The sequence below is a fragment of the Micromonospora sp. NPDC048930 genome (genome assembly GCF_043197935.1).
In the GTDB taxonomy this organism is placed as follows: Bacteria; Actinomycetota; Actinomycetes; order Mycobacteriales; family Micromonosporaceae; genus Micromonospora.
In genome coordinates this window covers 77,523-99,035 of record NZ_JBICUB010000015.1, presented here as the reverse complement: position 1 = coordinate 99,035, position 21,513 = coordinate 77,523, and the positions used below count along the sequence as shown (strand labels likewise).

24 protein-coding genes are annotated in these 21,513 nt (G+C 74.9%); 9 read left to right on the top strand and 15 right to left on the bottom strand.

Annotated elements, in window-relative coordinates; all coding sequences use genetic code 11:
- Positions 1 to 107 precede the first annotated feature (107 nt).
- From ACGFI9_RS30120 to ACGFI9_RS30110, 3 genes are all read right to left on the bottom strand, one after another.
- Positions 108 to 725 (bottom strand): alpha/beta family hydrolase, encoded by a 618-nt coding sequence (locus ACGFI9_RS30120; protein ID WP_393183269.1) that lies wholly within the window; start codon positions 723 to 725, stop codon positions 108 to 110.
- 95 nt (positions 726 to 820) lie between these two features.
- On the bottom strand, positions 821 to 1,213 hold the full coding sequence (locus ACGFI9_RS30115; RefSeq protein WP_393183268.1) for a WhiB family transcriptional regulator: 393 nt from the start codon (positions 1,211 to 1,213) through the stop codon (positions 821 to 823).
- A gap of 211 nt (positions 1,214 to 1,424) precedes the next feature.
- Positions 1,425 to 2,135, bottom strand: coding sequence for an SOS response-associated peptidase (locus tag ACGFI9_RS30110; protein WP_393183266.1), 711 nt, complete (start codon positions 2,133 to 2,135; stop codon positions 1,425 to 1,427).
- A gap of 102 nt (positions 2,136 to 2,237) precedes the next feature.
- Here ACGFI9_RS30110 and aroA point away from each other — a divergent pair, with 102 nt between their 5' ends.
- The 4 genes from aroA to ACGFI9_RS30090 all read left to right on the top strand — a co-directional run bounded on the left by aroA (position 2,238) and on the right by ACGFI9_RS30090 (position 6,506).
- Entirely contained in the window at positions 2,238 to 3,539 is a 1,302-nt protein-coding gene (aroA, locus tag ACGFI9_RS30105) for a 3-phosphoshikimate 1-carboxyvinyltransferase (RefSeq protein ID WP_393183265.1), read from the top strand.
- Positions 3,509 to 4,639 carry a ribosome small subunit-dependent GTPase A gene (rsgA, locus tag ACGFI9_RS30100; protein WP_393183263.1) on the top strand — a complete coding sequence of 377 codons (1,131 nt, stop codon included), beginning with the start codon at positions 3,509 to 3,511 and terminating at the stop codon, positions 4,637 to 4,639. Before aroA ends, rsgA begins: the two co-directional genes overlap by 31 nt.
- Before the next feature lie 97 nt (positions 4,640 to 4,736).
- A complete protein-coding gene (gene hisN / locus ACGFI9_RS30095) occupies positions 4,737 to 5,546 on the top strand; it encodes a histidinol-phosphatase (protein ID WP_393183261.1) in 810 nt (269 codons plus the stop codon).
- A gap of 60 nt (positions 5,547 to 5,606) precedes the next feature.
- Complete coding sequence (locus tag ACGFI9_RS30090) at positions 5,607 to 6,506, top strand: hypothetical protein (protein WP_393183372.1); 900 nt, start codon at positions 5,607 to 5,609, stop codon at positions 6,504 to 6,506.
- Positions 6,507 to 6,597: 91 nt separating this feature from the next.
- On the opposite strand, the gene ACGFI9_RS30085 is transcribed toward ACGFI9_RS30090, so the two are convergent.
- Positions 6,598 to 7,860, bottom strand: coding sequence for a glycosyltransferase (locus ACGFI9_RS30085; RefSeq protein WP_393183259.1), 1,263 nt, complete (start codon positions 7,858 to 7,860; stop codon positions 6,598 to 6,600).
- A 236-nt stretch (positions 7,861 to 8,096) separates the two neighbouring features.
- Here ACGFI9_RS30085 and ACGFI9_RS30080 point away from each other — a divergent pair, with 236 nt between their 5' ends.
- The 3 genes from ACGFI9_RS30080 to ACGFI9_RS30070 all read left to right on the top strand — a co-directional run bounded on the left by ACGFI9_RS30080 (position 8,097) and on the right by ACGFI9_RS30070 (position 10,558).
- Positions 8,097 to 9,098 carry an SDR family oxidoreductase gene (locus ACGFI9_RS30080; RefSeq protein WP_393183257.1) on the top strand — a complete coding sequence of 334 codons (1,002 nt, stop codon included), beginning with the start codon at positions 8,097 to 8,099 and terminating at the stop codon, positions 9,096 to 9,098.
- Positions 9,099 to 9,154: 56 nt separating this feature from the next.
- Positions 9,155 to 9,904 (top strand): ATP-binding protein, encoded by a 750-nt coding sequence (locus ACGFI9_RS30075; RefSeq protein WP_393183256.1) that lies wholly within the window; start codon positions 9,155 to 9,157, stop codon positions 9,902 to 9,904.
- Between the two features lie 81 nt (positions 9,905 to 9,985).
- Entirely contained in the window at positions 9,986 to 10,558 is a 573-nt protein-coding gene (locus ACGFI9_RS30070) for a DUF5709 domain-containing protein (protein WP_393183254.1), read from the top strand.
- A 3-nt stretch (positions 10,559 to 10,561) separates the two neighbouring features.
- Here ACGFI9_RS30070 and ACGFI9_RS30065 read toward each other — a convergent pair whose 3' ends face one another.
- A complete protein-coding gene (locus ACGFI9_RS30065) occupies positions 10,562 to 11,194 on the bottom strand; it encodes a response regulator (RefSeq protein WP_393183370.1) in 633 nt (210 codons plus the stop codon).
- 11 nt (positions 11,195 to 11,205) lie between these two features.
- Positions 11,206 to 12,330: a MacS family sensor histidine kinase gene (gene macS, locus ACGFI9_RS30060; protein ID WP_393183252.1), complete on the bottom strand. Its 1,125-nt coding sequence runs from the start codon at positions 12,328 to 12,330 to the stop codon at positions 11,206 to 11,208.
- Between the two features lie 115 nt (positions 12,331 to 12,445).
- Between macS and ACGFI9_RS30055 the strand changes: the two genes are divergently transcribed.
- On the top strand, positions 12,446 to 12,913 hold the full coding sequence (locus tag ACGFI9_RS30055) for an ATP-binding protein (protein WP_393183251.1): 468 nt from the start codon (positions 12,446 to 12,448) through the stop codon (positions 12,911 to 12,913).
- 33 nt (positions 12,914 to 12,946) lie between these two features.
- Here the strand turns inward: ACGFI9_RS30055 and ACGFI9_RS30050 are convergent, their stop codons facing one another.
- The 6 genes from ACGFI9_RS30050 to ACGFI9_RS30025 all read right to left on the bottom strand — a co-directional run bounded on the left by ACGFI9_RS30050 (position 12,947) and on the right by ACGFI9_RS30025 (position 17,613).
- The gene (locus ACGFI9_RS30050) at positions 12,947 to 13,885 is read right to left on the bottom strand and encodes a ribose-phosphate diphosphokinase (protein WP_393183250.1); all 939 of its coding nucleotides are present in this window, start codon (positions 13,883 to 13,885) and stop codon (positions 12,947 to 12,949) included.
- Positions 13,886 to 13,924: 39 nt separating this feature from the next.
- Positions 13,925 to 15,070: a hypothetical protein gene (locus ACGFI9_RS30045; RefSeq protein WP_393183249.1), complete on the bottom strand. Its 1,146-nt coding sequence runs from the start codon at positions 15,068 to 15,070 to the stop codon at positions 13,925 to 13,927.
- The gene (locus ACGFI9_RS30040) at positions 15,067 to 15,564 is read right to left on the bottom strand and encodes a SigE family RNA polymerase sigma factor (RefSeq protein WP_393183248.1); all 498 of its coding nucleotides are present in this window, start codon (positions 15,562 to 15,564) and stop codon (positions 15,067 to 15,069) included. Before ACGFI9_RS30040 ends, ACGFI9_RS30045 begins: the two co-directional genes overlap by 4 nt.
- Before the next feature lie 157 nt (positions 15,565 to 15,721).
- Positions 15,722 to 15,886 (bottom strand): DUF397 domain-containing protein, encoded by a 165-nt coding sequence (locus ACGFI9_RS30035; protein ID WP_393183246.1) that lies wholly within the window; start codon positions 15,884 to 15,886, stop codon positions 15,722 to 15,724.
- Positions 15,887 to 15,912: 26 nt separating this feature from the next.
- Complete coding sequence (locus ACGFI9_RS30030; protein WP_393183244.1) at positions 15,913 to 16,686, bottom strand: helix-turn-helix transcriptional regulator; 774 nt, start codon at positions 16,684 to 16,686, stop codon at positions 15,913 to 15,915.
- Between the two features lie 93 nt (positions 16,687 to 16,779).
- Positions 16,780 to 17,613, bottom strand: coding sequence for a phosphoribosylaminoimidazolesuccinocarboxamide synthase (locus tag ACGFI9_RS30025; protein WP_393183242.1), 834 nt, complete (start codon positions 17,611 to 17,613; stop codon positions 16,780 to 16,782).
- A 184-nt stretch (positions 17,614 to 17,797) separates the two neighbouring features.
- On the opposite strand from ACGFI9_RS30025, the gene ACGFI9_RS30020 reads away from it, so the two are divergent.
- Positions 17,798 to 19,126 carry an ABC transporter substrate-binding protein gene (locus tag ACGFI9_RS30020; RefSeq protein WP_393183240.1) on the top strand — a complete coding sequence of 443 codons (1,329 nt, stop codon included), beginning with the start codon at positions 17,798 to 17,800 and terminating at the stop codon, positions 19,124 to 19,126.
- 39 nt (positions 19,127 to 19,165) lie between these two features.
- On the opposite strand, the gene ACGFI9_RS30015 is transcribed toward ACGFI9_RS30020, so the two are convergent.
- The 3 genes from ACGFI9_RS30015 to ACGFI9_RS30005 form a co-directional block, all read right to left on the bottom strand.
- Positions 19,166 to 19,414 carry a hypothetical protein gene (locus ACGFI9_RS30015; RefSeq protein WP_393183238.1) on the bottom strand — a complete coding sequence of 83 codons (249 nt, stop codon included), beginning with the start codon at positions 19,412 to 19,414 and terminating at the stop codon, positions 19,166 to 19,168.
- A 129-nt stretch (positions 19,415 to 19,543) separates the two neighbouring features.
- Positions 19,544 to 20,839, bottom strand: coding sequence for an MFS transporter (locus ACGFI9_RS30010; RefSeq protein WP_393183236.1), 1,296 nt, complete (start codon positions 20,837 to 20,839; stop codon positions 19,544 to 19,546).
- A complete protein-coding gene (locus ACGFI9_RS30005; protein WP_393183234.1) occupies positions 20,836 to 21,435 on the bottom strand; it encodes an ArsR/SmtB family transcription factor in 600 nt (199 codons plus the stop codon). Before ACGFI9_RS30005 ends, ACGFI9_RS30010 begins: the two co-directional genes overlap by 4 nt.
- Positions 21,436 to 21,513 lie beyond the last annotated feature (78 nt).

The window sequence follows — 21,513 nt, the reverse complement described above, 5'->3', positions numbered from 1 at the left end:
CCCCGGCCGAGATCACGCTCGATCCCGGAAGTGGTGGTCTCGCCGTGACCTGGAGGCCACTACTTCCCGGCTCGGGCACGATCTCGAAGCGGGACCGGGCCACCTCGTCAGCTGGGCGTCCAGCCACGGGCGCGCAGCCAGTCGCGTACCACCTCGGCCGTGCCGGCGGGATCGCCGCGCAGGTCGTGCCGCTCACCCGGGCGGGTCACCACCTCGACGTCCGGCCCGGGCTGGGGCATCCCGAACGGGTCCCGGTCCCCGTTGACCACCAGGGTGGGCAGGCCGGTACGCAGCTCGTCGGCGCGGGAGCGCTCCGGGCGGCCCGGCGGGTGCAGCGGGAAGGCGAGGGCGACGATGCCGGCGGCACCCACTGCGGTGGCGGTACGGCAGGCGACCCTGGCACCGCTGGACCGGCCGCCGACCACCCAGCGGGCGACGTCGGGGTGGCGCTCCCGGAGCACCGCCAGCACGGCCGTCCACGCCTCGTCGAGGTGCCCGGCGGGCGCGGGCGCGCGCCGGCCGGCGACCCGGTACGGCTGGGTCACCCGCACCACGCCGACCCCGGCGGCGACCACCGCGTCCCGGACCGCGACCAGGTCCGGGGCGGCCACGTCGCCGCCCGCGCCGTGGCCGAGCACCAGAACGGTGGTGTACCCGCCGTCCGGCACGTCGGTGTCGACCCGGGCCGGTCCGCGGGGCGTGGGAATCTCGTCGGTCTGCCGCACCGGCACATTCTGCGTCCGACCCGATGGCGGGCGGCCGAAAGGGGCGGAAATGCCGTCGCCCGCACCCCGGGAAGGGTACGGGCGACGCGCGGAAATCAGCTCAACGGCACCAGCGTGAGCAGCCGGTCGCGGACCGGCGGGCCGGCCTCGTCGGCGACGTCCGGATCCGGTTGCACCTCGCTGCGCCAGGCGACGAGCATCGCCCGCCGTTCGCGTGGCGTGGTGCCGCCCCAGACGCCGTGGCAGTCCCCCACCTCCAGCGCCCAGGCCAGACAGGATCCCTGGACGTCACAACTGCGGCAGAGCGTGACGGCCGCGTCGGCCGGTTCGTTGGGCGCCGGAAAGAAGGTCTCCGGATCCACGCTCTGGCAGGTTCCTCTGGTCCGCCACGCCTCGTCCTGTCGCCGCTCCCGCAACGCCCGCAGCAGTCGCGGGTCCCGTCGCGCGGCGGCCACCTCATGCGGGCGCGGCATACGTGCCCGTGTCAATACACCCACCTCCCCCGTGGGACCGGCTCTGATCATGAGAAGATCGATGGGTGTCATCCGCCCCGTGCGAACAGACGCCCAACGCCGGCGCTGTGTTCTATCGCACTCGCGGACACGGGGACAAGACTCTGGGCTAAACATGGCAAAAAAGCCGGGCGACGATTCAGGCGCAACCCCAGCAAATCAGCACACGACAATGTGCCGAGAGTGATCAGAACAGCGTCATTTCCGAGACGGCCTCCCGAGGCGCCGGCGCGACCCGAGCGGTGAGCCCGGGACCGTCGTTGCGGACGTCACCGACCGCCGGGGACACCGGGCGGATCTCCAGCCGGGCGAGCCACTCCGGCGCCGGCGGCACGAGCAGGTCGCCCGGTTCTCCGGCCGGCCCCAGCCAGGACGCCCAGCGCTCCGGCGGCAGCAGCAGCGGCATCCGGTCGTGCACCTCGGCCAGCTCGCCCACCGCCGCCGTGGTCAGCACGCTGAAGGTGAGCAGCTCCCGGTCGGCGGACTGCCACACCGACCAGATGCCGGCGAAGGCGAGCACCGAGCCGTCCTTCGGGGTCATGTAGTAGGGCTGCCGCTTTCCGTCCGGCTCGCGGACCCACTCGTACCAGCCGTCGGCGGGGACCAGGCAGCGCCGGCGGGCGAAGGACGGGGCGTACGCCCGGCTGGTCGCCACGGTCTCCGCCCGCGCGTTGATCATGCGGGCCGCGCCGGCGGCGCTCCGCGACCAGTGCGGCACCAGCCCCCAGCGGCCGACCGAGAGCGCGCGGTGCCCCTCGGGGGCCAACCGGACCAGCGGCACCGGATCGGTCGGGGCGACATTGAAGTCCGGGCCGACCGCGCCGCCGGTCTCGTCGTACGACTCGAACAGCGCGCTCAGGTCGCCCGCACTCCGGCTCGTCGCGTACCTCCCGCACATGGCGCACACGCTAACGCGCCACGGCCCGTCCGGCTGTCCCGCCAACCGGGAGCTGGGACGAGGGGCGGTTCCCCCGGCCGCACGAATTGGCACAATGTGACCGTGGGGAATCTGACCGCAACGCGTCCGCCGCAGCCATGGACGGCGCCGACCGCCACCGACCCGGTCGGCATCACGCTGCGCCTGCCCGGCTCCAAGTCGATGACCGCCCGGGCCCTGGTGCTCAGCGCCCTGGCCAGCGGGCCGTCGACGCTCGCCCGGCCGCTGCGCGCCCGGGACACCGAGCTGATGGCCGGCGGGCTGCGCGAGCTGGGCGCGCACGTGTCGGTCTCCGACGACGAACGCTGGCTGGTCCGGCCGCACCAACTGGTCGGCCCGGCCCACGTGGACGTCGGCCTGGCCGGCACGGTGATGCGGTTCCTGCCGCCGGTGGCGGGCCTCGCCGCGGGCCGGGTCACCTTCGACGGCGACCCGCAGGCCCGGGTCCGCCCGCTCGGCCCGCTGATCGGGGCGCTGCGCTCGCTCGGCGTACGGATCGACACGCCGGCGACCGGCAGCCTGCCGCTGGCCGTCCTCGGCGCCGGCCGGGTCGCCGGCGGCGAGGTGGTCATCGACGCCTCTGCCTCCAGCCAGCTCGTCTCCGGCCTGCTGCTGGCCGCGCCCCGGTTCGACCGGGGCGTGGTGGTCCGGCACGAGGGGCCGCCGGTGCCGTCCGCGCCGCACCTGCGGATGACCGTGCAGATGCTGCGGGCCGCCGGGGCCGCGGTGGACGACACCACCCCGGACGTCTGGGCCGTCGAGCCCGGCCCGCTGACCGGGCGGGGCTGGGAGATCGAGCCGGACCTGTCCGGCGCGGTGCCGTTCTTCGCCGCCGCGCTGGTCACCGGCGGTGAGGTGACCCTCCAGGGCTGGCCGCGCAGCAGCATGCAGCCGGTCGAGCAGCTCCGCGCCCTGCTGACCCGGATGGGCGGCGAGGTGACGCTGGGCACGGCCGGGCTGACCGTGCGGGGCACCGGCGCGGTGCACGGCCTGGACGCCGACCTCTCCGACGTGAGCGAGCTGACCCCGGCACTGACCGCGCTGGCGATGCTCGCCGACTCGCCGTCCCGGCTGACCGGGATCGGGCACATCCGGGGGCACGAGACCGACCGGATCGCGGCCCTGGCCAGAGAGTTCGCCGCGCTGGGGGCGGACATCACCGAGTCCGCCGACGGGCTGGAGATCCGGCCCCGGCCGCTGCGCGGCGGCACCTTCCGGACGTACGCCGACCACCGGATGGCGCACGCCGCGGCGGTGGCCGGGCTGGCCGTCCCGGGCATCGAGGTGGACGACGTGGCCTGCACCTCGAAGACCATGCCGGAGTTCCCGGCACTATGGTCAGGGATGGTGACCGGCAAGAACTGACGCGACGGGGGGACGTCCTGGCGACCAGACGGCGGGAGTACGACGAGGACGACGTCCGGGTCCGACCCGGGAAGCCCTCGCGCCCGCGTACCCGGACCCGGCCGCGGCACGAGAACGCGGTCGACGGGTTCGTGATCGCCGTCGACCGGGGCCGCTACACCTGCGTGCTCCCGGACGCCGGGCCGGACGCCCCGACGATCACCGCGATGCGCGCCCGGGAGCTGGGCCGCAAATCCGTGGTGGTCGGCGACCGGGTCGGGCTGGTCGGCGACACCTCGGGGGCGCCGGGCGCGCTGGCCCGGATCGTCCGGATCGCCGAGCGCAGGTCGGTGCTGCGGCGCACCGCGGAGGACGACGCCACCACCGCCGAGGGGCGGCTGGAACGGGTGGTGGTGGCCAACGCCGACCAGTTGGTGATCGTCAGCGCGCTGGCCGACCCGCCGCCGCGAACCGGGTTCATCGACCGCTGCCTGGTGGCCGCGTACGACGCCGACATCGAGCCGCTGCTCTGCCTGACCAAGGCCGACCTGGCCGGCCCGGAGGCGGTCCTCGACTACTACACCGAGCTGGAGCTGCCGTACGTGCTGATCCGGCCGGACTCCTCGCTGGACGCGCTGCTCGCGCTGCTCGCCGGCCGGGTGTCGGTGCTGGTCGGCCACTCCGGGGTGGGCAAGTCGACGCTGGTCAACCGGCTCGTCCCGGAGGCCGACCGGGCGGTCGGCGCGGTCAGCGCGATCGGCCGGGGCCGGCACACCTCGACCAGCGCCGTGGCGCTGCGGCTGCCACCGGCGCCCGGCGCCACCGGTGACCCGGGCTGGATCATCGACACCCCCGGGGTACGCAGCTTCGGGCTGGCGCACGTCTCCGCGGAGAGCCTGCTGCACGGCTTCCCCGACCTGGTGGAGGGGACGGTCGACTGCCCGGCGAACTGCCAGCACACCGCCGAGGAGACGGACTGCGCGCTGGACGCCTGGGTCGCCGCCGGCAAGGCCGACCCGCGCCGGCTGGCGTCGTACCGTCGGCTGCTGGCCTCACGCAGCGGCGAGGGCGACCCGCGGGAGGTCGAGCGCAACCCCGGCGATCCGCTCGCCGGCTCCTGACCACGGACGTCGACGTCCCGGCGACCCGGATCCTGATCGGCGGACGCCGGCGACCCGGCGCCGAGGTCCGGGTCCGGGCCTCGCTACCGTTTCGGCCATGACCGGGTACGCCGACGACCTCGCCCTCGCCCACCGGCTCGCCGACGCCGCCGATGCCGTCGCCACGGCCCGGTTCCGCGCCCTCGACCTGCGGGTCGAGTCGAAGCCGGACCTGACCCCGGTCTCCGACGCGGACACCGCCGTGGAGCGGGAGATCCGCGCCCTGCTGGCCACCCACCGCCCCGGCGACGGCCTGCTCGGCGAGGAGTACGGCGAGCAGCCCGCCACCGGCCCGGACGGGCGGCGCTGGGTCGTCGACCCGATCGACGGCACGAAGAACTTCGTCCGGGGTGTCCCGGTCTGGGCGACACTGATCGCCCTGCTGGAGGGGGACCGTCCGGTCCTCGGCCTGGTCTCCGCCCCGGCGCTCGGCCGGCGCTGGTGGGCGGCCCTCGGCGCGGGCGCGTACGCGGGCCCGGACCTGGCCTCCGGCGCGCCGATCCGGGTCTCCGGGGTGACCGGCCTGGCCGACGCCAGCTTCTGCTACTCGTCGCTCACCGGCTGGGAGGCGGCGGGCCGGCTGGAGGCGGTCCTGCAGCTCATGCGGGACGTCTGGCGCAGCCGGGCCTACGGCGACTTCTACGGCTACATGCTGCTGGCCGAGGGGGCACTGGACGTGATGGCGGAGCCGGAGCTGTCGCTCTGGGACATCGCCGCCCTGGTGCCGATCGTCACCGAGGCGGGGGGCAGGTTCACCGACCTGTCCGGAAGCCCGGCGCCGGCCGGCGGCGAGAACAGCGCGATCGCCACCAACGGGCGGCTGCACGACGACATCCTGGCCCGGCTCGGCCGGCCGGCCGAGCACTGACCCGCCGGTAGCCTCTATCCTCGCCAGGTGGTGTCCTCCGGTTGGTGTTTCCTGGCGGCGATGATCGTCGCGTACGGCTTCGCCAACCTGCTCCAGTCGGTCGCGGCGGCCCGAACCACCGTGCACCACACCTTCGACCCGGGGCTGCTGCTCCGGCTGGCCGGCCACCGCACCTACCTGGTCGGGCTGTTCTGCCAGGTCACCGGATTCGTCCTGGCCTTCCTGGCCCGCCGCGACCTGCCGTTGTTCCTGGTCCAGGCCAGCGTGGCGGCCGGGCTGGGGGTGACCGCGGTGATCGGGGTGGTGGTGCTCAAGTGGCGCCTGCCGGCCGCCGAGATCGCCCTGCTGGCGCTGCTCTTCGGCGGGATCACCGCGCTGGTGCTGGCCGCCCGGCCGGCGCCCTCCCGACAACTCGGCACCGCCGGGCTGGTCGGCCTGGCGGTCGCGGTGGTGGTGATCTCCGTCCTCGGGTTCTTCGCCGTCCGGCTCCGCGGTGCGCCCGGTTCGGTGGCGCTCGGCTCGCTGGCCGGGATGGCGTTCTCCGCCGCCGCGGTGGCCGCCCGGCCGCTCGCCTCGGCCGACACGGCGGAGGCGTTCGTCCGGGACCCGCTGCTCTACCTGCTGGTCGCGCACTCGGTGGTCGGGCAGCTGCTGCTGGGGCTGGCGATGCAGCGCGGCTCGACCACGGCGGCGGTGGCCGCGATGGACGCCGCCGGAGCGGTGCCCGCGGCGATCATCGGCCTGCTGCTGCTCAACGACCGGATCTGGCCGGGACGGGAGTGGCTGGCGGGGCTCGGCTTCCTGGCCACGCTGGTCTCGGTGGTCGGCCTCACCCGGTACGCGGAGCCGCAGCACCACCACGCGGTCGCCCGGGAGCGGGAGCGTCCGATGATCACTGCCGGCGCCACCGCCCGCGCCGGTCGCCGAGCCTTCCCGAATCCGGCCGACCGCGCGGGTTGATCGGCTCGACCCGCCGCAGACCGTGCTGCCCGGCGCCTCGGACCCCCGACCTGCCGCGATCCGATCGCCGGATCGACGCGGGCGGCGAGGGTCAGGCCGCCTCGACCGGGCCGCGCTGCTCGGCGGCCACCTCGACGGGCTGGCGGACCTCCGCCGGCTCGGCCGGCTCGGCCGGCTTGCGGCGGCCGATCACCCGCTCGTAGAGCCGCTCCAGCGCGCCGGCCGTCCGCTCCCAGGTGTAGCTGCACCGGACCCGGTCCACCGCGGCGTGCCCGTACGCGAACCGCCCGGCGTTGTCGGCGAGCAGCCGGCGCAGGGCGACGCCGAGGGTGCGTACGTCGCCGGGCGGGACCAGCCGGCCGGTGACCTCGTCGACCACGGCGTCGGCGATGCCGCCCATCGCGTAGCCGACCACCGGCACGCCGCAGGCCATCGCCTCCAGCGACACCCGCCCGGCCGAGGAGTAGTGCGGGGTGCAGGCGACCACGTCGGCCGAGCGGTACCAGGTGGCCATCTGGTCGTGCGGCACCGCGCCGACCAGCTTCACCTGCTCGGCCACCCCGGTCCGCTCGGCCAGCTCGCGGAGCCGGCGGGCCTCGGCGTGGTCGGCGAGCTGCTCGGCGGGCGGACCGCCGGCGATCACCAGCTCGGCGTCGCCGACCAAGCGCATCGCCCGGATCAGGTCGTCCTGGCCGTGGCCGGGCGAGAGCCCGCCGACGGAGAGGATGCGGGCCCGCTGGTCCCGGGGCGCGGCCTCGCCGTCGGGGTGGAACTGCGTGGTGTCCACCCCGGTCGGCACCATCGCCACGGCGGTGCGTTGCAGCCCCATCCGGGTCAGCTCGTCGACCTCGTCGTTGCACTGGGCGACGGCGATGTCGACCGCCCGGGTCAGCGCCCGCTCCAGCGGGATCCGCTCGCCCGGCCCGTCGTACCGCTGGCCGAGGTGGCGCAGCTGCTCGATGCCGAGCGAGTGGAAGGTCTGCACGACCGGGATGTCGGTCTCCCGGACGGCGTGCGCGGCGGCGAGACCGCCCAGCCAGTAGTGCCCGTGCACCACCTCCGGCGACCAGTCGGCGGACCAGCGGCGTGCCAGCCAGCCGCCGAACTCGGCCACGTACGGGACCAGCTCGGCGGTGGGCAGCGGGTCGGGCGGGCCGACCGGCACCCGCTCCAGCCGGTAGCCGTCCACCTCGGTGGCGTCCGGCTGGGCCGGCTCGTCGCGGCGCTCGTAGACCCGGACGTCGTGACCCCGTACGGCGAGTTCGGCCGCGACCCGCGCGATGTGCTGGTGTGTGCCGACGGCGGGACCGTCGACGGACGGGCCGGCGTGCGCACACACAAGGCCGACGCGCATGGTGCACCTCCATGCGTTCTATCCAGCGTTGGGTCCTCCGGTCAGAGGGTCCCATTAACCCGGCCCCGGTGCGCCGAAACCTGGCAGATCGGGAGCGGTCCGGCGGACCGGGTGCCGGGGCGGCGGCCCGACTTTCCGCCGGGTAGGTGACGCCTGCCCGGATCTGTGGCGGGGCGAACCATGATCCGGGCATTCCCGGCGGCATGACCGGCCCGGACCGGGGGTACCGGCCAGAAATGCCTCTCACCCGCAGCCTCGACGACGCCACGGTCGTGATCACCGGCGCCTCCAGCGGGATCGGCGCGGCCACCGCGTACGCGCTGGCCCGCCGGGGCGCCGACGTGGTGCTGGCGGCCCGCACCGAGGAGGCGCTGCACCGGGTCGCCGCGCGCTGCCGGGAGTTGGGCGGGCGGGCGCTGGCGGTGCCCACCGACGTGACCGACCCGGAGGCGGTACGGGTGCTCGCCGCACGGGCCGCGGCGGAGTTCGGCCGCATCGACGCCTGGATCAACAACGCGGCGGTGAGCGCGGTCGGGCTCTTCGACGAGATCCCGGTCGAGGAGTTCCGCCGGGTGGTGGCGGTGAACCTGCTCGGCGCGGTGTACGGGACGAAGGCGGCGCTGCCCTGGCTGGACGCGGCCGGCGGCGGGGTCCTGATCAACAACGCCTCGGTGCTGGCCGAGGCGGCCGTCCCCTACCAGTCGGCGTACAACGTCACCAAGCACGGCATCCGCGGCCTGGCCGACACGGTCCGGCAGGAGCTGCGGGTCACCGGACGGGGCAACATCTCCATCTGCACCGTGCTGCCGGCCAGCATCGACACCCCGTTCTACCGGCACGCCGCCAACCACAGCGGTCGGGAACTGACCCCGCTCCCGCCGGTCTATCCGCCGGAGGTGGTGGCCGAGACGATCGTCCGGCTGCTGCGCCGGCCCCGCCGCGAGGCGTACGCGGGCGGCGCCGCCCGGCTGCTCGGCATCCAGTGGCGGCTCGCCCCGGCGCTGGCCGAGCGGCTGCTCGGCTGGTACGCCGCCCGCACTCAGTTCGGCCCGCGGGTGGCCCTGGACAGCACCGGCAACGTGTTCCGGCCCGACGCGGAGGCCGACCGGTCCGGAGGCTGGCACGGTCGGCGCCGGCAGCTGGTCCGGATGACGGCGGCGTTCGGGCTCGCCGCGGCGGGCACCGCGGTCGGCACCGTGGCCGCGATGGCCCGGCGCTCCCGGGCGGAACGCGGATGATTCCCGCGAAGCGGCCGGATGCGCGTCCCCCAACTGGCATGCACAATGGGACGATCATGCCGACGGACGTGCGATGCCTGGTGGAGGCGGACGAGTCGTCCGCGATCGTCAGGTTGACCGGCGTGCTCGACCCGGCCGGGACCGCCCCCGTCCGCGACGCCCTGCTGGCGCGTCTGTGGCAGCGACCCGGCCCGGTGATCGTCGACCTGTCCGGGGTCCGGATCGTCGGCCCGCGGGCCCGCGCCGTCCTCGACGAGGTGCACCGCACGGTGGCCGACTGGCCGGCGGCCGGGCTGCTCGTACTCGACCCGCCCGTCCCCGGCGCCCCCGACCCGGCGCTCGACCCCGACGGGGCCCCGGTCTACCCGTCCCTGGACGAGGCGCAGGCCGCCCTGGTCGACGCGCCGCTGGCGGCGGTGCTGAACGCCGACCTGCCGGCCGTGGTGGCGGCGGCCCGGGAGGCCCGCGCCCTGCTCACCGACGGCTGCGGCCGGTGGGGTGTGCCGGACCTGGCCGAGCCGGCCTGCATCGCGGTGACCGAGATGGTGAACAACGTGGTCGCCCACGCCGGCACGCCGATGACGGTCCGGGTCGCGCCCCGGGACGGCGCCCTGCACCTGGCGGTACGCGACCACTCCGCCCGGCGGCCCGCGTACGCCGGGCCGGCGCCGCTGAACTCCGCTGGCGGTCGCGGGCTGCTGCTCATCGACACGGTGGCCCGACGCTGGGGCAGCACCCCCTTGCCGGACGGCAAGGTGGTCTGGTGCGTCCTGCACGCCGAGGACGAGGCGGCGTTCCGGAGCTGACCGACCCTTTTGGCCCTGTTCCTCCCGATCCACCCCGCCGAACCCGGTTAAGGCCACGAGCCCAGTGGGTAGTGACCACCCATGCGCGACGACGAGTACCCCACCCCCGTGTCCGATCCCGAGGCGGAGGGCCTGCCCGACACCGCCGACGACGACTCGACCGCCGACGACGATGTCCTGACCGGGCGCGAGGCGGACGGCCCCGAGCCGGCCCAGCTGCCCGGCGACCGCACCCCGGTGGCCGTGGACCGGTACGGGACCACGGCCGAGGAGCAGCTCGACGGCGAGTCGCTGGACTACAAGCTCCAGCGCGAGCAGTACGAGCGGCCCGCCGACGACCCGCTCGCCGGCCCGGTCGATCCGGACATCGCCGCCGAGGCGGACAGCGAGGAGGCCGCCGCGCAGGCCCAGCTCGACGCCGACGTGATCGACCCGGGCCCGACCTCGGACCCGCACTCGCCGGTCTCCCTCTACGACCACGGCCAGCTCGGCGCGGTCGCCGACCACCAGGTGGGCCGGCTGGTCGAGCCGGACCAGGGCGCGCGCACCGACGAGGAGACCGACAACGTCGCGTTCGACGCCGGCGCGGCCGGTGGCGGGGCGACCGCGGAGGAGCTGGCCATCCACGAGACCCGGCCCCCGGAGGCCACCTGACCGTCAGTCGTCCAGGCCCCGCTCGATGGCGTAGCGGGTCAGCTCGACCCGGTTGTGCAGCTGGAGCTTGCCGAGCGTGTTCTGCACGTGGTTCTGCACCGTCCGGTGGGAGAGCCCGAGCCGCTCGGCGATCTGCTTGTACGACAGGCCCTTGGCGACCAGCCGCAGCACCTCGGTCTCCCGTTCGGTGAGCCGGGGCGCCGCGTCGTCCGGGGTGGCCGGGCCGGCCGCCAGCCGGCGGTACTCCCCGAGCACCAGCCCGGCCAGGCCGGGCGTGAAGACCGGCTCGCCGGCCGCCGTGCGCCGCACCGCATCCAGGAACTCGGCCGGCGCGGCCGACTTGACCAGGTAGCCGGTGGCGCCGGCCTTCACCGCGTCCAGCACGCGCTGCGGCTCGCCGCTGGCCGACAGCATCAGCACCCGCACCGTCGGCAGGACCGCCCGCAGCCCACGGATCACGTCGACCCCGGAGACGTCGGGCAGCTGGAGATCGAGCACCACCACATCGGGGCGGGCCGCCGGGGCCACCCGCACCGCCTGCCGTCCCTCCCCGCTGGTCGCCACCACCTCGTACCCGGCCTCGGTGAGGTCCCGGGCGACGCCCTCCCGCCACATCGGGTGGTCGTCGACCACCATCACCCGGATGCTCACCGGCCGCTCCTCGGGACGCGCAGCTCGATCTCCGTACCGGCCCCCGGGGCGGAGACGATCCGAACCTCGCCGCCCAGGTCGGCAACCCGTCCCTGGATGGACTGCGCCACCCCGAGCCGGCCCTGCGCGGCGGCCTCGGCGAGCCGCCCCGCCGGGATCCCCGGCCCCTCGTCGCGTACCGAGACGGTCACCGTCTCCCCCTCGTCCTCGATCAGCACCCAGGCCCGCCCGCCGGCGTGCCGGGCCACGTTGTCCAGCGCCGCCCCGACCGCGGCGGCCAGTTCGCCGGCCACCCCCGCGGGCAGCGGCACCGGGGTGGCCGGCGCGGCCACCTCGACCGTCGCCGAGGCGTACCGGTCGAGCAGGTCGCGCAGGTCCCGGGCGTCGCCCGCCTCGGCCGGCACGGCGCCCGCCCGGCCGATCAGCGCGCGCAGCGCGGCCTCCTGCTCGCCGGCCAGCCGGGCCAGCTCGCCCGCCTCGCCGTCCAGCTGGGCGCCGCGCCGCTGCACCAGCGCCAGCACCTGGAGCACCGAGTCGTGGATGTCCCGGGCCAGCCGCTCCCGCTCCCGGGTGGCCGCCTCCAGCTCCACCGCCCGTTGCAGCCGCTCCTCGGCGGTGACCGCCAACCGGGCCACGTGCCCGACCACCACCCCGGCGAGCAGCATCAGGATCACCCCGGTGAGCGAGGACTGGCTGATCCGCTCCCGGGTGGCCAGGTCGACCGCGCCGAGGATCAGGGCGGCGACCGCGCCCCGCCGCCGGCCGCCGGAGACCGCCCACGCCAGCACCGGCCCGGCCAGCCAGGCGACGGTCAGGGTGGGCACGCCGGCGGCGAGCGCCGCGCGGCCGATCACCCTCGGGGTGGCCAGCATGATCGCCAGGACCACCCCGAGGTCGGCCAGGAGCAGCGGCCAGCGCCGTCCGGCCGGGCGCGCGTAGCCGGCCGCGGTCACCCCGGTCCAGGCCAGCATCACCAGGAGTACGCCGCCGGCGGCGACGGGGTGCGCGTACCGGTGGGCGTCGCGGAGGACCAGCAGGCCCACGTACGCCAGCGAGGCGAACCGGAACACCGCGATGGACCGCCAGAGCGGGACCTCCAGGCCCCCCGGGGACGACGGCATGCGCGACACCTTGCCACAGCGCGCCCGGGGCGGGGCGGTGGGTGCGGGGCGGGAAACCCTGACGTACGGTGGAAATGCCGCGAAAATCGTCGAGATCAACCGCCGGGACGGGGCCATGACGAACGCAGAATCCCCCGCACCGCGTACGGTTGTGCCCATCGAACGTTCCCTCCTCATCGCCGAGGCCTTCGACCAGGCCCAGGTGACCGAGCTACGGCACTCGGTCACCTCCTGCGCACGCGCTTGCGGGCTGAGCGGCCAGCGGTTGGACGACTTCGTGCTGGCGGTGAACGAGCTGATCACCAACGCCGTGCGGCACGGCGGCGGCCAGGGCTGGCTGCGGCTCTGGCACGAGAGCGGGGAGCTGGTCTGCGAGGTCGCCGACCACGGCCACGGGATCAGCGTCCAGCGGCTCAGCGACCACCACCGCCCCGCCCCGGACAAGGCCGGCGGTTGGGGCCTCTGGCTGGCCCGGGAGCTGAGCGACACGATGGCGGTGGAGACCGGCGCGGAGGGCACGATCGTCCGGATCACCGCCGCGATGGCGACCCGGCAGCCCGCCGCCCGCCCCGTCGACGGCTGAGCCCCCGCCCGGACGGCACCGACCCCGGCCGGCTCAGGCGAAGAGGGCGCTGACCGACTCGCCGTTGTGGATCCGGCGCATCGCCTCGGCCAGCGCCGGCGCCACCGAGAGCACCTCCAGCTTCGGCACCCGCTTCTCGGCCGGGTTCGGCACCGTGTTGGTGCAGACGATCTCCAGTACCCCGTCCTGCGCGCTGAGCCGCTCCAGCGCGCCGCTGGAGAAGAGGCCGTGGGTACAGGCCAGCCGGATCGAACGGACGTTCCGCTCGCGCAGGTGGGCCATCAGCTCGAGCACCGTGCTGCCCTTGGCGATCTCGTCGTCCAGCACGATCACGTCCCGGTCGGCGACGTCACCGATCACCGTGCTGATCTGGACCCGGTCGTCGCTGAACCGCTGCTTGGCGCCGGCCGCCACCGGGGTGCCGAGCATCCGGGCGAACGCGGCGGCCTCCTTGGCGTTGCCCAGGTCCGGCGAGACCACCACCGCGTTGCTGAGGTCGTACCCCTTGAAGTGGGCGGCCAGTTCGCGCAGCGCGTGCAGGTGGTCCACCGGGACGCTGAAGAAGCCGTGCACCTGCGGCGAGTGCAGGGTCATGGCGAGGAACCGGTCCGCGCCGGCCGAGGTGAGCAGGTCGGCCACCAGCCGGCCGCCGATGGAGATGCGCGGCGCGTCCTTCTTGTCCGACCGGGCGTACGCGTAGTGCGGCAGCACCACCGTGATCCGGCCGGCCGACGCGCCCCGGGCCGCGTCGATCATGAGCAGCAGCTCGACCAGGTGCTCCTGGACCGGGGGCACCAGCGGCTGGATCAGGAAGACGTCGCGCTCCCGGCAGTTCGCCTGCAACTGCACCTCCAGGCAGTCGTTGGCGAACCGGGACACCCGGACCGGGTGCAGCGGGACGCCGAGGTGGGTGCAGATCTCAGCGGCGAGGTCGGGGTGGGCGGTCCCGCTGAACACGGCAATGTCACGCACGCTTGTTGATCGTACGGGCCGTCGCGGAAGGGCGGTGGACTAGTCGGGCAGGTCGACGCTCACGCCGTAGCCGGTGTGCAGCGGTCGCATGATCTGGGCGAGCAGCCGCATGGTGAGCTGCGCCCGGCGCACCCCGTTGTCCAGTCCGAGCTCGGCGCAGCCGCTGTAGCGCACGCGTACCCGGGTCTCGCCGTCGGGGCCGCGGACCAGCAGCAGCACGTCGTAGCGGGCCGGATCGGGCCGCTTACAGGAGGCCGCCGGATGGCCGGCGTTCCACCCGGGGCGCGCCGCGTTGAGCGCGGCGGCGAGGCTCTTCGCGCCGTCCCCGGTCAGCCGAACGGAGCCCAGGAGTCGGTCCGCGAACGCCGACCCGGTCTCTCCCGGGTACTGGCAGATGCTGATCGAGGTAGGGGCCGGTACGAACGGCGTGGGCCGCCGCTGCGAGCTGTCCTCGACGCGCGGCGCAGAGTGGGGCTGTCCGGTCGGCGGGGCGGGCGGCACCGACGGGCGGCGGGCGGCGCAGCCGGCGTGGTCGGTCTCCACCAGCCGGAAGCTGTCCAGGATCCGCCGGGTGGTTTCCTGGTCGAGGGTCCGCACCGTGACCGCGACCCGGCGGGAGTCCACGGTGACCGACCCGGCCCAGCGGCCGTCCGGCAGCCGCCCCTCGGTGCGTACGGCCGGCACCCCGTCGACGGTCAGCGGGCGGCCGGACAGCACGGCGCCGGGCTGGTCCACGGTCCTGTCGCTGAGGAAGGCCAACTCCTTGGTGGGGGCTTCCGGCGTCAGACACCTCGGCTGCGGACCACCCCCGGCCCGCACCGCGCTCGGCTGTCCGGTCATATGGCAGCCGTAGTCGTTGACTCCCCAGGCGTCGGGCACCCGGATCTCCGCGCCCAGGGCGCTCTCCCAGCGCCAGTTCGCGGTCGCCGCCCGGTCCTCGGCCGCTCGGCGCTCGGCCACCTGTGTTGCACTGGGCGGCCGGTCCCGAGTGAGCACCGGGACCAGCCCGACGGTGACGAGCACGGCGGTGGCGGTCGCGCCGACGGCGACCCGGCGGGACCGGCGGCGGCGCCGGGCCACTCGGGCCCGCACCGCCCCGACCAGCCCCTGCTGACCGTCCTCGATCTCCGACTCGTGCCCGTGGAACGCGTCCCGGAGCAGATCCTCCACGTCGTAGCGGCTCACGGCAGCGCCTCCCGATCCATCGTGGGCACCACGGCCCGGAGCGTGGCGAGGGCCCGGGCCGCCTGGGAACGGACGGTGCCCGGGGTGCAGCCGAGGATCTCGGCGATCTGCGCGTCGGCCAGGTCCTCGTAATAGCGGAGCACCAGCACCGCCCGCTGCCGCCGGGGCAGCCGGCCCAGCAGCGCCCAGGCCGCCTCGCGGGCCGCGTACGCCCCGGCCCCGTCCACCCCGGACGGGCCGTCGCCCGGCTCGGCGACCGGCGTCTCCCGCGACGAGCGCCGCCGCCACCAGCGCAGGTTCTCGTTGACCAGCACCCGCTTCAGGTACGCCTCGGGCTGGCCCATCGCGGCCACCCGCGCCCAGCGGACGTACGCCTTGGCCAGCACGGACTGGACGAGATCCTCGGCCTGGTGCCGGTCACCGGTGAGCATCAGCGCGAACCGCAGCAGGGATCCCCCGCGCGCGGTCACGAACTCCTCGAACGTCGGCTGCATGGCACCTCCACCCGGTAGAGGCCACGGGTGGCCGGATCCGCTGCACGCGCCGGCGGATCAGTTTCCACGGCCGGTCGGCAGAGCCGGGCAGTCCAGTGGGGAGCGTCCGGCGATGCCGCGTCCGCTGGCGGTCGCGCCCTCGGCCGGGGGCGATGGTTCAGCCGGCGGCCTTGACCAGGGCGACGAAGGCCCGCCACGCGCCCGGAGCGAAGGCGAGGGTGGCGCCCTCGCGGTCCTTGGAGTCGCGGACCAGCACCCGGCCGGGCAGGTTGTCGGCCACCTCGACGCAGGTGTCCCCGCCGTTGCCGGACCGGCTCGACACGCGCCACCGAGGGGTGGGGGCAGTGTTCACAGCTCGCTCACCAGCTTCCCGATCAGCTCCACCGACACGCTGGCGGGCCGGGCCTCGCTGAGCAGCGTGTCCCACATGGTCCTGATGGTATCCACGGCGTCGGGCCGGTCGACGACCTGACCGAAGACTCCGTCCACGTAGGCCACCTCGTCGCCGTCCGGCAGGGTGGCAAGCACGAAGCCGCCGGCCAGCCCGGGGTGCGCGCCGACCTCGGCCGGCACCACGTAGAGCCGGACGTGCGGCAGCGCGGCCAGCCGCTCCAGCTGGGCACGCTGGACGTCCCGGTCGCCGACGACCCGGCGCAGGGCGGTCTCGTCGATGATGGCGGTGAACCGCTTCGGGGCCGGACCGGTCAGCAGCTCCTGGCGGGCCATCCGGCCGGCGACGAGCCGGTCCACCTGCTCGGGGGTGTGGGTGCCCTGGGCGCGGAGCACCGCGTGCGCGTACGCCTCGGTCTGCAGCAGGCCCGGCACCAGCGACGGCTGGGAGGTGCGGAGGGCGATCGCCTCGGTCTCGATCCCCCGCCACGGCGCGAACCAGGCCGGGGAATCCTGCCGGGCGGCCACCGCCAGCAGCTCGGCCAGCAGCCCGCCGGTGCCCAGTGCCGCGTCGGCGGCCTCGGCGAACTGCGGGGTCGGCCGGCGCCGGCCGGTCTCGATCGCCGCGATGGTGGACGGGCTCCACCTGATCAACTCCGCGAGCGCCTCCTGGGAGACACCCGCGCCGGCCCGCGCGGCCTTGAGCGCCCTGATCCACATGTCGCCGTTCATCCGACCGCCCCGAGATCGACCGAGAGTGACGGGACCATCCTCGACGGTGACCCGGGGTGGGTCCAGCAGGTGCGGCGAAGTGGTGTGTCCCGGTCAGTCCCAGCGGTTGCCGGTGAGCTTCTCGTAGACCTCGACGTAGCGGGCCCGGGTGGCCTCGACCACCTCGGCCGGCACCTCGGGGGCCGGCGGCTGCTTGTCCCAGCCGCTGCCGGTGGCCCAGTCCCGGACGTACTGCTTGTCGTAGGAGAACTGCGCCCGGCCCGGCTGGTACGACTCGGCCGGCCAGAACCGGGACGAGTCGGAGGTGAGCACCTCGTCGGCGAGAACCAGGGTGCCGTCCGGCGCCCAGCCCAGCTCGATCTTGGTATCGGCGACCAGGATGCCGCGGTCCGCGGCGATCTCCGCGCCGCGCCGGTAGACGTCGATGGTGATCTGCCGCAGCCGCTCGGCGGTCTCCGCGCCGACCTTGTCGACCACCTGCGCGTACGTGATCGGCTCGTCGTGCTCGCCCTTGGGCGCCTTGGTCGACGGGGTGAAGATCGGCTCGGGCAGGATCGACGCCTCCACCAGGCCCCGGGGCAGCTCCACGCCGGAGACCGCGCCGCTGCGCTGGTACTCGGCGAAGCCACCGCCGGTCAGGTAGCCCCGGGCCACGCACTCGACCGGGACCATGTCCAGCCGGCGGCAGCGGATCGCCCGGCCGGCGAACTCCTCCGGCACGTCCGTGGCGGAGATCACGTGGTTCGGCACCAGGTCGGCGAGCTGCTCGAACCACCACAGCGACAGGGCGGTGAGCAGGCGACCCTTGTCGGGGATCGGGGTCGGCAACGCCACGTCGTAGATGGAGATCCGGTCGGAGGCGACCAGGATCAGCTCGTCGCCGTCGGCGAAGACGTCTCTGACCTTGCCCGAGTGCAGAAGTTCCACGGCGCCTAGTACACCACGCGCCGGAGGGACGCCCGGTGCGGCCACCGGACCGTCCCGCCCGGCCGGGTGGACGCGGGAGGCGGTCGGGGCGCCACGTCGAGGAACGGGCCCGGCGTTGACACCTTCCCCCGTGCCCTGTGTAAATGGTCCGTCCGCCGCAGCCGCCCGCGCCCCAGGAGCCCCCGTGCGCGCTTCCCCGCCCGTGCCGCCCGCCGGCGCCGACCCGACCCGGCGGCGGCTGCTGCGCGCGGTCGCGGGCCTGCCCCTGCTCGCCACCGGCGGGCTCGCCGGCTGCTCCCCCGACGAGCAGACCCGGGCGGACGACGGGCCGATCGAGCTGTCGGTGTTCTGGTGGGGCGGCGAGGCGCGGGCCAAGGCCACCGAGAAGGCGCTGCGGCTCTACTCGCAGCAGCATCCCCGGGTCCGGTTCCGGGTCACCTGGCAGGGCCTGCCCGGCTACTACGACCGGCTGGCCATCCAGGCCACCGGGGGCAACGTGCCGGACCTGTTCCAGATCGACGACACCGTGCTCACCGAGTACGCCCAGCGGGAGATCGTCCTCGACCTCACCCGGTACGTCGCCGACCACCGGCTCGACCTGCGCGGCCTGCCGGAGAACCTGGCCCGGTACGGCCAGGTGGACGACCGGACCATGGCGGTCCCCGCCGCCCAGACCAACGCGGCGCTGGTCTACAACCGCGACCTGCTGCGCCGCCTCGCGGTGCCCGAGCCGCACCAGGGCATGCCGTGGAAGGACTACGTACGGTGGGCCGCCCGGGTCACCCGCGCCTCCGGCAGCCGGGTGGCCGGCACCATGGACCCCTCCGGCGACTACCGCGCGCTCTGGCTGTGGCTGCGCGGCCAGGGCGGCGAGCTGTACCAGGGGCGGCAGCTCGGCTTCACGTCCGCCGAGCTGCTCGACTGGTTCGAGTTCTGGGAGGTGGCCCGGTACGACCGCGCCACCCCGAGCGCCGCCCTGGTGGAGCTGGCGGACACCGGCGAGGCGGCCAACCAGCTGGTGGTCACCGGACACGCGGCCGCGTCCTTCGCCTGGTCCCACCAGCTTCCCGAGCTCCAGCGCCTGACCCACGACGAGCTGGGCATGGTCGCCCTGCCCGGCAGCCCGGCCGCGCAGTGGCCGCGGGCGTCGATGTACTGGGCCGGTTTCCGGGGCACCCGTGAGCCCGGGGTGGTCGTCGACGTGATCAATTTCCTGACCAACGACGTGGCGGCCGGCCGGATCCTGGGCACCGAACGCGGGCTGAACCCGAGCGTCTCCGTCCGGCGGTCGGTCACCGACGGCACCACCGACCGGACGGAGAAGCGGCTGGTCGCCCTCGGCACCGACCTCGCCGACCTGATGGGTCCGGCGCCCGCTCCCCCGCCCAGGGGTCACGCGCGGGTGCGTGCGCTGCTCATCGCCGCGGCGGAGAGCATCCGCGGGAAGAGGTCCGGGGCCCGGGCGGCGACCTCGAAGTTCATGGCGCAGGCGAACGCGGCCCTGGCCGGGTGACCGCCGCGGCCCGGCCGGGACCGCGGCGGACGGGTCGGGTCAGCGCGGCGGGCCGCCGCGCCGGTTACGCATCAACCGCAGCACCAACAGCACGATCACCACGACCACCACGAGGCAGCAGAGCAGCCCGAGGAAGCCGCCGCCGCCCCGGGACCGCCGCCGGGCGGCCTCGACCACCAGCTCGCCGGTCCCCGTGGACGCCCAGGCCGCGACCGGCACGAACACCGAGAGCACGACCGCACCGAGGACGGCAGCGAGCCGCCCCCACCACCTGTTCCAAGCAGACATGCCCCCATCCTCGCCGAGATGCGCAACCCGGGCAGGGCGGACGGGCCGAACCCGACCCGGGGGTCACCGGACGACCCGCCACCAGAGGTTCGTGGCGGCGTCGGTGTGGACGCCCGGCTCCGACACGTCTCACGTGCCGGCCGGAGCGAGCCGGCTCTCTTCGGGGTCGTCGAGCTGGTCCAGGGAACGCACCTTCGGGATCGGCGAGGGGAGCAGCCAGAGCACGCACAGGGTCCCGCCGATCGCCGCGATCCAGAGCGTGGGGCGCAGGCCGAGCCAGCTGCCGAGCGCGCCACCGGTCAGCGCGCCCAGCGGCCGGACGCCGTAGTTGACCGTCGAGTACGCCCCGGAGACCCGGCTGCGCAGGCCGTCGGGGATGACCGTGGCCTGGAGCGCGTTGAGGTTGACGTCGAACAGCATCACGCCGATCCCGGAGAGGAACTCCGCCGCGGCCACCAGCGTCACCCGTGCCCAGAGCGGGCCCCCGGCGACGGCCACCAGGGCGATGGAGGCCGGGAAGACGACCCCGCCGAGCACGATGCTGCGGCCCACGCCGATCCGGGCGGACAGCCGGGGCGCCACCACCGCGCCCAGCAGTCCGCCGGCCGCGCCGACCCCGAGGGCGAGGCCGAGCAGCCCCGGCGGGAGGCCGAGCGTACGGCTGGCGAAGAAGACGAGCAGCGCGCTGAAGATGAAGCTGAAGTAGTTGACCGTGGTGGTGCAGCCGAGGCCGGCCCGTAGGACGGGGTGGCCGAGGGTGAACCGCAGCCCCTCCCGGGCCCGCTGCCAGAGCCGGCCGCTCGCGGCGTCCTCGTCGGTGGCGGCCACCCTGGTCCGTCGGGCCCGGGCGACGCCGACCGCGGAGAGCAGGAACGAGACGGCGTCCACCAGGATCGCGATCGGCGCGGTCAGCGCCTGCACCAGCGCACCGCCGAGGGCCGGACCGGCGATGAACGACACCGAGCGGCTGGCGCTCAGCGCGCTGTTCGCTGCCAGGTAGCGGGGCCGGTCCACGAGCAGCACGAAGAAGGCCGGGTAGCTGGTGTTGAACAGCACCGAGGCCGCCCCGGTCAGCAGCGCCACCGCGTAGAGCTGGGCCAGCGTGCCGGCGTCGAACGCGAAGGCGAGCGGCACCGTCACGAGCAGTCCGGCCCGGATCAGGTCGGCCGCCACCAGGAGGCGCTTCTTGTTCGGCTGCCGGTCCACCCAGGTGCCGATGAAAATCCCGGCGAGGTTGGGCAGCCACACCAGGGCGGTGAGCACCGACACCTGGGCGGCGGTGGCGTCGAGGAGGAGCACCGCGAGGAGCGGAAAGGCCAGCTCGGAGATCCGGTCGCCGAACTGCGAGACGGTGTGCGCCAGGAAGAACGACCGGAAGCCGGGTTCGCGGAGCAGCGGACGTGGGGCCTCCCCCGGCCCGCTCACCGCTCCTCCGCCTCGGGCATCACGTAGCGCATGAACCGCACATGCCGGGCCCCCGCCGGTCGGTCGGCCGGGTCCCGGGTGACGTAGGGCGCGAGGACCTGCTCGATCGCGGCGTTGACGGCGGCCAGTTCGGCCGCGGTCAACGGGACGTTGGTGTTGGACAGGCCCGCCTCCCGCCGCCACTCCGGCGCCAGTCGCGGCTCCACCTCGGCCATCCACTGTCGGGGAAGGTCGGCGTCCCGGGTGAAGATGGCCTGGCTCAGCACCTGGCTCGCGGCCTGGCCCTCCGGGTCCTCGGGAAAGGTGAACCGGAAGCCCCGCGCGCTCGCCTCCCAGTAGCGTTTCCGGGCGTCGCCGCCGGTCCCGCTGTCCCGGACTAGGCCGAACCCGGCCAGGTGGCGCAGGTGCCAGCTGGTGACCGAGGGCGTCGCGCCGACGTGCTCGGAGAGCTCGGTGGCGGTCGCCGGACCGTACCCCTGGAGCCGCGCCAGGATGGCCAGCCGGACCGGGTGGGAGAGCGCCCGCATCGCCTTCGGGTCGGTCAGTTCGAGATCGCCGTAGGGGTTGCCGGCGTCGCCCGGATTTCTGAGAGACATGTTTCGAGAGTAGTCTCTCAGAAATTGGCTGGCAAGACCCACCCTGCTGACCTGCGGATCGGTGCCGAAACGGCGAAA

Excerpts from the sequence above, each read along its gene's own strand:
- ACGFI9_RS30075 (WP_393183256.1), top strand. The coding sequence starts at position 9,155 with ATGCCGACGGACGTGCGATGCCTGGTGGAGGCGGACGAGTCGTCCGCG.
- ACGFI9_RS30080 (WP_393183257.1), top strand. The coding sequence starts at position 8,097 with ATGCCTCTCACCCGCAGCCTCGACGACGCCACGGTCGTGATCACCGGC.
- rsgA (WP_393183263.1), top strand. The coding sequence starts at position 3,509 with ATGGTCAGGGATGGTGACCGGCAAGAACTGACGCGACGGGGGGACGTC.
- ACGFI9_RS30110 (WP_393183266.1), bottom strand. The coding sequence starts at position 2,135 with ATGTGCGGGAGGTACGCGACGAGCCGGAGTGCGGGCGACCTGAGCGCG.
- ACGFI9_RS30015 (WP_393183238.1), bottom strand. The coding sequence starts at position 19,414 with ATGTCTGCTTGGAACAGGTGGTGGGGGCGGCTCGCTGCCGTCCTCGGT.
- ACGFI9_RS30090 (WP_393183372.1), top strand. The coding sequence starts at position 5,607 with ATGATCGTCGCGTACGGCTTCGCCAACCTGCTCCAGTCGGTCGCGGCG.
- ACGFI9_RS30040 (WP_393183248.1), bottom strand. The coding sequence starts at position 15,564 with ATGCAGCCGACGTTCGAGGAGTTCGTGACCGCGCGCGGGGGATCCCTG.
- hisN (WP_393183261.1), top strand. The coding sequence starts at position 4,737 with ATGACCGGGTACGCCGACGACCTCGCCCTCGCCCACCGGCTCGCCGAC.
- ACGFI9_RS30065 (WP_393183370.1), bottom strand. The coding sequence starts at position 11,194 with ATGGTGGTCGACGACCACCCGATGTGGCGGGAGGGCGTCGCCCGGGAC.
- macS (WP_393183252.1), bottom strand. The coding sequence starts at position 12,330 with ATGCCGTCGTCCCCGGGGGGCCTGGAGGTCCCGCTCTGGCGGTCCATC.
- ACGFI9_RS30085 (WP_393183259.1), bottom strand. The coding sequence starts at position 7,860 with ATGCGCGTCGGCCTTGTGTGTGCGCACGCCGGCCCGTCCGTCGACGGT.
- ACGFI9_RS30005 (WP_393183234.1), bottom strand. The coding sequence starts at position 21,435 with ATGTCTCTCAGAAATCCGGGCGACGCCGGCAACCCCTACGGCGATCTC.
- ACGFI9_RS30030 (WP_393183244.1), bottom strand. The coding sequence starts at position 16,686 with ATGAACGGCGACATGTGGATCAGGGCGCTCAAGGCCGCGCGGGCCGGC.
- ACGFI9_RS30055 (WP_393183251.1), top strand. The coding sequence starts at position 12,446 with ATGACGAACGCAGAATCCCCCGCACCGCGTACGGTTGTGCCCATCGAA.
- ACGFI9_RS30070 (WP_393183254.1), top strand. The coding sequence starts at position 9,986 with ATGCGCGACGACGAGTACCCCACCCCCGTGTCCGATCCCGAGGCGGAG.